Genomic DNA, 9,935 nt, shown 5'->3' with positions numbered 1-9,935 from the left:
CCGGCGGGGGCCGGGCGACCCGGCTGCGGGCCGCCGTCCACCGCCGGCGGACGGACCTCGTGGTCGCGCTCCTGTTCGTGGCGCTCGCCGGCTGGCTCACCCACGGCCTGTGGCCCGCGCCCGGCAGCCGGATGCTCGCCCTCAACCCGGCCGACCAGACCCTGTACGAGTGGTTCCTGGCGCTCGACGCGCGCGCCCTGCACGGCGAGTTCAGCCTGGTCACCGACCGGCTGAACGCGCCGGACGGGGTGAACCTGATGGCCAACACGTCGGTCGTCGCGCTCGGCGTGCTGCTCGCCCCGATCACCCTGGCGTTCGGCGCGCCCGTCACGTTCGCCCTGCTGGTCGCCGGGAACATGGCCGGCACCGCGCTCGCCTGGTACCTGCTGTTCACCCGGACGCTGCGGGTCGGCCCGCTCGCCGCCGCGCTCGGCGCGGCGGTCTGCGGCTTCGGGCCGGGCATGGTCTCGCAGAGCAACGGCCACCTGCACATGACCGCGCAGTGGCTGGTCCCGGTGCTGGTCGCGCTGGTGGTCCGGCTGCTGCGCGCCGCGGACCCGGCCGGGCGTACGGACGGGCCGGACCGGATGCGGGCGGCCTCCGCCGCGCTCGGGCTGGCCGTCGTGGCCACCGTCCAGGTCTTCGTCGGCGAGGAGGTGCTCTTCCTCACCGCGCTCACCCTGGCCGTGACGGCCGTGGCGTACGCGCTGACCGACCGGGACCTGCTCCGGCGGGCGCTGCCCACCTTCGCCGGCGGGCTGCTCGGCGCCGCCGGGCTGGCGCTGATGGTGCTGGCGTACCCGCTCTGGGTCCAGTTCGCCGGGCCGCAGGGCGTCGCGGACGGGATCTTCCCCCCGGCCTACTTCTCCGCCGACCTCACCGGCTGGACCCGGCTCTCCGCGCTGACGGTGTTCGGCAGCCCGGAGGCGGTCCGGCTGACCACCGGGCCGGCCGAGTTCACCACGTTCCTGGGCTGGCCGTTGCTGCTGGTCACGGTCGCCTGCGCGGTCTGGCTGCGCCGGCGCGCGCTGGTGGTCGCCGTGGTGGCCGCGGCGCTGGTGGCGGCCGCGCTCGCGCTCGGCCCGGAGGTCGTGGTGGGCGGGGAACGGACCGGTGTGCCCGGCCCGTACGCGCTGCTGGCCGGTCTGCCGGTGGTGGACGGCGCGCTGCCGATGCGCTTCGCGCTGGCGGTGCTGCCGCTCGTCGGCACGCTCCTCGCGCTCGCCGTGCACCAGGCCCGACAGGACCGGGGTCGCGCCGGCCGGCTGGTCCCGGCCGCGGTCGGCGCCGCCCTGCTCAGCGTCTTCCCCACCCCGCTGCCGACCGTCGAGCGGCCCGCGCTGCCCGAGTTCGTCACCGGCGGCCACTGGCGGCAGTGCGTCCGCCCGGGCGGGGTGCTGGTGCCGGTGCCCACGGCCACCCCCAAGGACCCGTGGCCGATGCGCTGGGCCACCGCCACCGCCACCGACGTCGCCTTCGGCATGCCCGAGGGCTTCTTCATCGGCCCGTACGGTGAGGGCGGCACGGCCACCATGGGCACCTGGCAGCGACCCACCTCGGCGCTGCTGGCCGACGTGGCCCGGCGCGGTGTGACGCCGGCGGTCGGCGACCGGCAACGCCGGCAGGCCGCCCGGGACGTCGACTCCTGGGGCGCGTCGTGCGTCGCGCTGACCGACGACGCGCCGCACGCGGACCTGCTGCGCCGCACCCTGGAACAGCTCTTCGGCCCCGGTACCCGGATCGCCGACGCGTGGACCTGGCGGTTCTGACCCCGGACACGACAAAGGGCCCCTCCCGTACGGGAAGGGCCCTTTCCGCTGTCGATCAGACGCGCGCCGCGCCGACCGGCGGGGCGGACGCCTCGGCGAACTCCTCGCGCGGGTCGTGCAGCTGGCCCAGCGCGACCACCTCACGCTTGAGGAAGAACGCCAGCGACCAGTCGACCACCACGCGGACCTTGCGGTTGAACGAGGGGATCCGCGACATGTGGTACGTCCGGTGCATGAACCAGGCCGGCCAACCGGTCATCTTCACGCCGTAGACCTGCGCCACGCCCTTGTGCAGGCCGAGGCTGGCCACGCTTCCGGCGTGCTTGTGCTTGTAGTCGACCGGCTCGCGTCCGCGGATCACGTTCGCGATGTTGTCGGCCATCCGGGCGGCCTGCCGCACCGCGTGCTGCGCGCTCGGCGAGCAGAAGTTGCCCGGCTCCTTGGTCAGGTCCGGCACCGCGGCGCAGTCGCCGGCGCTCCACGCGCCCTCGACCACCCGGTCGCCGTCCACCACCTGGAGCGTCGGCCGGCAGGTGATCCGGCGGCGCTCGTCGCGCGGGAAGTCGGTCGCGTCCAGCATCGGCGACGGCTTCACGCCGGCCGTCCACACGATGGTGTCGGACGGGAAGCTGTCACCGTCGGAGAGCTTCACGATGCCGTCGACGCAGGACTCCAGCCGGGTGTCCAGCCGGATGTCCATGTTCCGCTTCAGCAGCTGCTGCACCGTGTAGGCGCCCATGTCCCGGTCGACCTCGGGCAGCACCCGGTTGGTGGCCTCGACCAGCACCCAGCGCATCTCCTCGGGCTTCAGCTCCGGGTAGTAGCGCAGGGCGTCACGGGCCATGTCCTCCATCTCGGCGAGCGCCTCGATGCCGGCGTAGCCCCCGCCCACGAAGGTGAACGTCAGCGCCCGGCTGCGAACCTGCGGGTCGGTCGTGGCGGCCGCCACGTCGAGCCGGTCCAGCACGTGGTTGCGCAGGAAGATGGCCTCACCGATGGTCTTGAACCCGATGCCGTTCTCGTGCAGGCCGGGGATCGGCAGGGTGCGGGACACCGAGCCGGGGGCGACCACCACGTGGTCGTACGGGATCTCCCGGGCCGGGCCGCTGATCGGCTGCACCACGGCGGTCTTCCGGTCGTGGTCGATCCGGGTGACCGTGCCGGCCACCACCGTGCACTTGCGCAACTCCCGCCGCAGCGGCACCACGGCGTGCCGCGGGGAGATGTTGCCGGCCGAAGCCTCCGGGAGGAACGGCTGGTACGTCATGTGCGGCTGCGGGTCGACGACGACGACCTCGGCCTCACGGGAGCTCAGCTTCTTGGACAGGCGCAGAGCGGCGTACAGGCCAACGTGCCCGGCACCCACGACAAGGATCCGCTTCGGATTCACGTCATCTATCTTTCCCCGGGGGGCTCCGGTAATCCCGCGCGAGACCCCCTTCTGTGACGGAGCACAACCCGTGTGACCTGCGCAACGTCCCGGGGCGTCCCGTCATCTGCGACGCAGCAGCCACCCCAGCAGCGCGCTCAGCCCCACCGCGACCAGCAGCCCCACCACCGTCGCCACCTGCGAGCCCGCCGTCCCGCCGACCCCGCCGAGCCCGGCCAGCACGATGCCGACCACGGCGCTGGCCAGCACCACGCCACCGGCCCGGGCCAGCCACCGCAGCACCAGGTCCGGGTCGATCAACCCGTCGTACGGCAGCAGCGCGGCGAGCGCGCAGAGGGTGTGCGCCAGGTAGAGCAGCGTCGCCACGGCCAGCAGCCGCCACAATGCCGGCGGCCGGTCGAAGCCGAGCGTGGCCAGCAGCCAGCCGGCGACCGTCACCAGCGCGGTGAACGTCGGCCAGACCCGTCGCGGCCCGACCGCCGGCAGCACCGCGGCCACCGTCAGGGCGAGCAGCCCACGCGGGGCCAGCACCTGCACCGGGTACGCGAGCAGGAGACCGGCCAGCACGACCAGGAAGATGGCGCCGCGCACCAGCAGCGGCAGCGGGCTCACCCGGGCGGCGGCGTAGCGCAGCCCCCGGATCCGCTCGACTACGGCATCCACTACTTGAACCCCGCCTTCGGTGCGGTCGCCAAGCGGGAGACGTCCCGCAGCACCTCGTCCAGGCTGCCGGCGCCGGCCCACCGCACCACCGGCACGCCGTGCTCGCGGAGCTGGCCGATCATCGTGTCCCGGTCCAGCCGCCACAGCCGGTACGCCACCTCGGCCCAACCCCGTTCCTTCGGCACCGGCAGCTCGGTGGGCAGCGTGTCCACCGCCACCACGAACCGCCCACCCCGGGCCAGCCGGGCCAGCATCTGCGCCGACCGCTCGTCGAGCAGCGGGGTGAGCACCACCACCAGCGCGTCCGAGGAGAGCACCTGCGGGCCGAAGACCTGGTCGTACGGCTCGTGCGGGGAGGACTCGGCGTGCACGTCGAGCAGCCACTCCAGCGCGGTCAGGTACTGCCGCCGGCCGGTGGCGGGGCGCAGCCGGCGGGCGGACGGCCCGTACTCCAGCAGCGCCACCCGGTCGCCCCGGTGCAGGTAGTGCTCGGCGATCGCGGCGGCGGCCCGGACCGTGGTGTCGAGCACCGACGCCGCGCCGCCCACCCCGCCGGAGCGGCCCGCCTCGGCCAGCACGTCCAGCAGCACCACCACCTCGGCGTCCCGGTCCGAGAGGGTGGCCGCGACGTGCAGTTGCCGGGCCCGCAACGACACCCGCCAGTCGATCCGGCGAAGCCGGTCGCCGGGGGCGAAGACGCGTACCCCGGCCAGCTCGCCGCCCTCCCCCGGCCGCCGCGACCGGTGCGCGCCGACCAGCCCGGCGGCCCGCGGCATCGCCTCGACCGCGTCGAACGGCTCGGTGCGCGGGTAGACCCGGGCCCGGATCGGATCGGTGATCACCGCCCGGGACACCAGCAGCCCGTCGGCGACGGCGACCCGCACCCCGGCCGGGCCGATCGGGTGCCGGCCCCAGCGCAGCGCGGTGCCGGTCAGCTCCAGGTCGACCGCGCTGCCCCGGGGCACCGAGGTGACGAACGGTCGGTCCGCGCCGCCGGAGCCGCGCACGTCCAGGCCGGAGCCGCCGAAGCCGACCTGCTCCACCCGCAGCCACCGGGACATCCGGGTACGCACCACCGCGATGTCGTAGCCGACCACGTCCGGGTTGGCCACCGCCACGGTGGCGGCCATCGGCCCGCCCTCGACCAGATGGGTGTCCCCGACGCCCAGTTCCAGCTCCGGCTGCGCGGCCGGCCGGCGGCGCAACGCGTACGCGGTGCCCAGCGCGAACGGTGTGGCCAGCGCCACCAGGTCGATCCGGCCGAGCAGCACACCCGCGACGACGAGCACCCCGGTGAGCAGCACGGCCCGGCCGAGCGCCCAGGTGGGCGCCCAGCCGCTCGCCGGCTCGGCCCGCGCGTCCATCAGCGCCCGGCAGCGTAGCTGGGCAGCGCGCCGCTGGCCGGTGCCGGCGTCGACTCCAGCACCTCACCGACCACGAAGGACGGATCCACCCGGCGCAGCCACATCTCCGGCCGCAGCGTGATCCGGTGGGCCAGCGCGGGCGCCGCCACCGCCTTGACGTCCTCCGGCACCACGTAGTCCCGGTTGGCGAGCACCGCCCGCACCCGGGACAGCAGCAGCAACGCCAGCGAGCCGCGCGGGGACGCGCCGACCAGCACCGACGGGTGCTCACGGGTGGCCGAGGTGAGCGCCACGATGTACCGGCCGACCGAGTCCTCGACGACCACGTCCTCCAGCGCGGCCTGCATGGCGCGCAGGGTGCCGGCGTCCACCACCGGCGTGATCTCGGCCTCCTCACGGCGGCGGGCGATCCGCCGGCGCAGCACGTCCCACTCCTCGTCGTGGCTCGGGTAGCCGAAGGAGACCCGCAACAGGAACCGGTCGAGCTGTGCCTCGGGCAGCGGGTAGGTGCCCTCGTACTCGATCGGGTTGGCGGTGGCCAGCACGTGGAACGGCTCGTCCAGCCGGTAGGTCACGCCCTCCACCGACACCTGCTTCTCCTGCATCGCCTCCAGCAGCGCCGACTGGGTCTTCGGCGGCGTCCGGTTGATCTCGTCGGCGAGCAGCAGGTTGGTGAAGACCGGGCCGGCGCGGAAGGAGAAGTCGCCGCTGCGCTGGTCGTAGAGGAAGGAGCCGGTGACGTCGGCGGGCAGCAGGTCCGGAGTGAACTGGAGCCGGCGGAAGTCCAGCCCGAGCGCCTGCGCGAAGGAGCGCGCGGTGAGCGTCTTGCCCAGGCCGGGCAGGTCCTCCAGCAGCACGTGACCGCCGGCGAGGATGCCGGCCAACACCAGCTCCAACGCCTCGCGCTTGCCGACCACGACGGTGCCGACCGCGTCCAGGACGGTCCGGGCGAGCCGGCCCACCTCGGCGGGGGGCATGCTCCGGTCCACGTCGTTCATCAGATCTTCTCCAGTTCGGCGACGATCACCGCGAGGTCGCGCGGCGTCGGGGGGCGGCGGGCGGGAGTGCCGAGGAACGTCCAGAGCGGCTCGCCCAGCAGGGCACGGGCCCGGGCCGGGTCCGACTCGCGGGTCACGCCGTGCCGCTGGCGCAACCGCTCGTCGGCCAGTTCGCCCAGGCGGGGCAGCACCCGGTCGGTGAACCGCTCCCGGTTGCCGCCGCACCAGTCCAGCGGGCGCTCCCACCCGTTGATGGCGGCCCGCAGCGCGTCCCGGGAGGACCAGTTCCAGCTGCCGGGTTCCTCACCGGCGGGGGTACGGGCGCCGGCACGCGGTGGCGGCGGGGGCGCGAGTGCGGCGGTGACCCGGCGCACGGCGAGAACGGCGAGCACCCCCGCGACGACGATCCAGATCGGGACCAGCAGGCCGACCGCGCGCAACGCGACCACGACGACCACCACGGCGGCGGCGGTGACCGTCGCGGTCCGCAGCAACCAGCGCGCCCGGCCGCCGGAGGGGCGCTCGACCTCCCCGGAGGGATCGTCACCGAACGCGAGCAGGTCGTCGATGCTGGTGCTCATGCCGGGTCCGCTCCCGCCGCCACGCTCGTCAGCTCGCCGCGCAGCCGGCGCAGCGCGGCCCGGGCCTGGTCCCGGGTGCGCTCGTCGACGGGGTGGGTGGCGTACCGGGCCTCCCGGTAGACGTGCGCGAAACCGTCGAGCACGTCGGCGCTGGCGATGGCCGGCACGCCGGCCGCCGGTCCGCCGCGCAGCAGCCGACCGACCAGGTCGGTGGGGGTGTCCCCGGTGAGGCGCGGCACGCCGGCCTCCTCGGCGGCCTCCTCCAGCCGGACCCAACAGGCGATCACCGCGGTACGCGGGTCGGTGGACCGGTCGTCCAGTTCGACGAGTCCGGCGTCGAGGGCCGCCATCACCTCGCGGGCGGTGCCCGCGGCGCTCCGCCGGGCCCGTTGCACGGGCACTGCCCGGGTGGTCCGGCGGAGCGCACCGCCGACGAATGTCCAGAGCACGTATCCGACCACGGCCAGCACGGCCGCGGCCAGCAGCACCATGGCGGCGGTGACCAGCCAGTCCGGTATCCCGCCGGAGGTCTGCTCGCCGGCCTGCCGGGGCTCGACCGGGAACGACGGGGTCTCCGAGGGGTACTCCGGCACGTACGGGATGGTGTCGGCGGCGGGCGGGATCCGGCTGGCGCCGATGGCCGAGTGCCCGGCGGCGAGCGCGGCGATCGCGAGCAGCGCCGTCACCGCCGCGACCGGCCACCACCTGCGCAGTACGCCGAAATCCATCCCACCGCCTCAGGTGTTCCTCAGTCCACCCCGGCCAGGTGCTTCGCCCGGGTGAACACGTCGTCGAGCATCGCCGGCGTGAGTCGGCCGGTGAACGTGTTCTGCTGGCTGACGTGGTAGCAGCCGAGCAACGTCGGCACCGACTCGCCGGACCAGTGTGCCCCATGGCCGAACGCGGGGCGCGGCGTGGGCGGGCGCTGCCCGTACACGTGCCGCAGCACCGGCCACCACGCGGCCCAGGCGAACGCGCCCAGCGCGACCACCACGCGCACCGTGGGGCGTACCAGTTCGACCTCCCGGTGCAGCCACGGCGCGCACGTGTCCCGCTCCGCCGGGGTGGGCTTGTTGTCCGGTGGGGCGCACCGCACGGCGGCGAAGATGCGGGTGTCCCGGAGCGCGAGGCCGTCGTCGGCGGACACACTCGTCGGTTGGTTGGCCAGCCCGGCCCGGTGCAGCGCGGCGAAGAGCACGTCCCCCGACCGGTCCCCGGTGAAGATGCGCCCGGTGCGGTTGCCACCGTGCGCGGCCGGCGCCAGGCCGAGGATCGCGATGCGCGCGTCCGGCGGCCCGAAGCCGGGCACGGGCCGTCCCCAGTAGTCCTGGTCGCGGAACGCGGCGCGCTTGACCCGGGCCACCTCCTCCCGCCACGTCACCAGGCGGGGGCAGGCGAAGCAGTCGCTGACCGCGCCGTCGAGGTCGGACAGGTCGGTCGCCCGCGCCGCGCGGGCGACCACCTCGTCGGGGGTACGCGACTCAGCCAAGCTTCGCCCGGAACAGTTCCAGGGTGCGCGCCCAGGCGGTCGCGGCGGCCCGCTGGTCGAAGTGCTCCGGCCGGTCCTCGTTGAAGAACGCGTGCGCGGTACCCGGGTAGTCGAACGTCTGGCAGGTCCCCCCGGCGGCCTCGATGGACCGGCGTACGCTCTGCACCCCGTCGGCGGCGGAGAGACCGTCCGCCTCGGAGCAGTGGATGAGCGCCGCCTTACCGGCGTAGCCGCCCCAGCGGGCGCTGCCGTCGGCCATGCCCTCCCAGGGCAGGCGGGGGTAGAAGCCGGCCGTGGCGACGATCCGCTCGGAGAACGTGCCGGACCACAGGGCCAGGCTGGCGCCCGCGCAGAAGCCGGCGCAGCCCACCTTGCCGGCGACCTCGGGTCGGCTCGCCAGGTATTCGGCGGCGGCCGCGATGTCGCTCGCCGCCTCGTCCATCTGCGTGCTGTTCAGCATCTGCCGGGGCTCGGTCGGCTTGCTGGCCGGGCCGCCGTGCCGGAAGTCGGGCGCGAGGGCCACGAAGCCGGCGTCGGCGAAGCGGTCGACCACGGCCCGCACGTGGGGCACCAGGCCCCACCAGTCCTGGATGACGATGACCGCCGGGCTCGCCGCACCGCCGGAGGGTATCGCGAGATACCCCTCGCTCGTCCCCCCGTTGCCGGTGAAGCTCACCATCTCGCCCATGGGCCCGTCCTCCTAGCGGTCAGTCATCGTTGGCTGGTCGCACAGTTGGGTGTTACGTGCCGGTAGCGTGCCACGCGCTCACCGGCCCGGGGAAGACGGAAGAACAGTGGCATTCACCTCCTGTGAACCCATCGGACAGATGCGGCGTCGTGGCGGGTGTAGGCGGAGACGCCTGTCGAGCTGATGTCGTCGACGACTCAGCTCGACAGGTGCGGATCGCGGAAACCGTAGACCGGCGTGGCCGGCTCAGCGCGTCGGCGACGGGGTGCCTGGCGTGGCGGCAGCCGTGGGCGCGGGCGGCACGCCGGTCGCCGTGGGCGTGGCGCTCTCCGAGGGCGCGGGCGGGGCGGGTGACGGCGGTTCCGGCGGCCCGAACGGGGCCAGGTCCGGGCAGTACGGGTAGGCGTTGCGCGGCGCGGGCACGGAGCCGGACGAGTCCAGGCAGGTCGGCCAGCCGAGCCGGATCGGCACGCCGTTCTGGTCGAAGAGCTGCGCGTCGCGGATCAACCGTCCCTGTTGGTCGTAGACGAAGACGTCCTCGATCCGGTCGAACCGACCGTCCACCGACACCTGCTGGTAGTCGGCGTCCGGGTCGACGCCGGCCCGCTCCTGCACGTCGGTGACCACCACGAGGGCGAACACGGCGAGCACGGCGGTCCCGACCAGGTGCAGCCGTCGGGGCCACCCGGTGAAGTCGCCGGAGCGGCGGCCGAGCCACAGCGACGCGAGCATCGCGCCGGCGAGCAGCACGAGGCCGCCCAGCACGCTGCCCTCGATCCGGGGCAGCAGACCGGCCCGGTCGCTTCCCGTCATCTCGCCGACGAGCAGCGCGGCCAGCCATCCACGCACGAGCCACCAGGCCGGGCGCAGCGAGCGGAGGAAGTCCGCCACCCGGGCCTGCCCGACCAGCGGGCCGAGCTGGCGGTCGAGCAGGCGTACCTGGGTGGTCGCCCGGTCCCGCACGGCGGCCAGCCGGCGCAGGCGCGCGGGCCG

Annotated in this window: 10 protein-coding genes; 1 reads left to right on the top strand and 9 read right to left on the bottom strand. The window is 74.8% G+C overall.

Annotated features, from left to right (window positions below; all coding sequences use genetic code 11):
* Positions 1-23: 23 nt before the first annotated feature.
* A complete protein-coding gene (locus HUW36_RS17500; RefSeq protein WP_246248203.1) occupies positions 24-1,769 on the top strand; it encodes a hypothetical protein in 1,746 nt (581 codons plus the stop codon).
* Between the two features lie 55 nt (positions 1,770-1,824).
* Here HUW36_RS17500 and HUW36_RS17495 read toward each other — a convergent pair whose 3' ends face one another.
* The 9 genes from HUW36_RS17495 to HUW36_RS17455 all read right to left on the bottom strand — a co-directional run.
* Positions 1,825-3,159: an NAD(P)/FAD-dependent oxidoreductase gene (locus HUW36_RS17495; RefSeq protein ID WP_174529153.1), complete on the bottom strand. Its 1,335-nt coding sequence runs from the start codon at positions 3,157-3,159 to the stop codon at positions 1,825-1,827.
* Positions 3,160-3,261: 102 nt separating this feature from the next.
* Positions 3,262-3,822 carry a hypothetical protein gene (locus HUW36_RS17490; RefSeq protein WP_174529152.1) on the bottom strand — a complete coding sequence of 187 codons (561 nt, stop codon included), beginning with the start codon at positions 3,820-3,822 and terminating at the stop codon, positions 3,262-3,264.
* Positions 3,822-5,186: a DUF58 domain-containing protein gene (locus tag HUW36_RS17485; protein ID WP_174529151.1), complete on the bottom strand. Its 1,365-nt coding sequence runs from the start codon at positions 5,184-5,186 to the stop codon at positions 3,822-3,824. The genes HUW36_RS17490 and HUW36_RS17485 overlap by 1 nt, the downstream gene beginning before the upstream one ends.
* Positions 5,186-6,184, bottom strand: coding sequence for an AAA family ATPase (locus HUW36_RS17480; RefSeq protein WP_174529150.1), 999 nt, complete (start codon positions 6,182-6,184; stop codon positions 5,186-5,188). Before HUW36_RS17480 ends, HUW36_RS17485 begins: the two co-directional genes overlap by 1 nt.
* Positions 6,184-6,765 (bottom strand): hypothetical protein, encoded by a 582-nt coding sequence (locus HUW36_RS17475; protein ID WP_174529149.1) that lies wholly within the window; start codon positions 6,763-6,765, stop codon positions 6,184-6,186. Before HUW36_RS17475 ends, HUW36_RS17480 begins: the two co-directional genes overlap by 1 nt.
* A complete protein-coding gene (locus HUW36_RS17470) occupies positions 6,762-7,493 on the bottom strand; it encodes a DUF4129 domain-containing protein (RefSeq protein ID WP_174529148.1) in 732 nt (243 codons plus the stop codon). Before HUW36_RS17470 ends, HUW36_RS17475 begins: the two co-directional genes overlap by 4 nt.
* Positions 7,494-7,513: 20 nt before the next feature.
* Complete coding sequence (locus HUW36_RS17465; RefSeq protein WP_174529154.1) at positions 7,514-8,227, bottom strand: uracil-DNA glycosylase; 714 nt, start codon at positions 8,225-8,227, stop codon at positions 7,514-7,516.
* Positions 8,228-8,246: 19 nt separating this feature from the next.
* Positions 8,247-8,942, bottom strand: a complete 696-nt coding sequence (locus HUW36_RS17460; protein WP_174529147.1) for a dienelactone hydrolase family protein — start codon at positions 8,940-8,942, stop codon at positions 8,247-8,249.
* A 246-nt stretch (positions 8,943-9,188) separates the two neighbouring features.
* The coding region (locus tag HUW36_RS17455) for a hypothetical protein (protein WP_174529146.1) at positions 9,189-9,935 on the bottom strand (747 nt) is incomplete at its 5' end.

Origin of the sequence: Micromonospora maritima, from assembly GCF_902825405.1 — a bacterium.
Lineage (GTDB): Bacteria > Actinomycetota > Actinomycetes > Mycobacteriales > Micromonosporaceae > Micromonospora > Micromonospora maritima.
Note: the sequence above shows the minus strand (reverse complement) of the source record. Positions and strands in the feature narration are given on the sequence as shown.

Bases quoted from the DNA above. Each gene is read 5' to 3' on its own strand.
- HUW36_RS17475 (WP_174529149.1), bottom strand. From the start codon at position 6,765: ATGAGCACCAGCATCGACGACCTGCTCGCGTTCGGTGACGATCCCTCC.
- HUW36_RS17460 (WP_174529147.1), bottom strand. From the start codon at position 8,942: ATGGGCGAGATGGTGAGCTTCACCGGCAACGGGGGGACGAGCGAGGGG.
- HUW36_RS17480 (WP_174529150.1), bottom strand. From the start codon at position 6,184: ATGAACGACGTGGACCGGAGCATGCCCCCCGCCGAGGTGGGCCGGCTC.
- HUW36_RS17485 (WP_174529151.1), bottom strand. From the start codon at position 5,186: ATGGACGCGCGGGCCGAGCCGGCGAGCGGCTGGGCGCCCACCTGGGCG.
- HUW36_RS17470 (WP_174529148.1), bottom strand. From the start codon at position 7,493: ATGGATTTCGGCGTACTGCGCAGGTGGTGGCCGGTCGCGGCGGTGACG.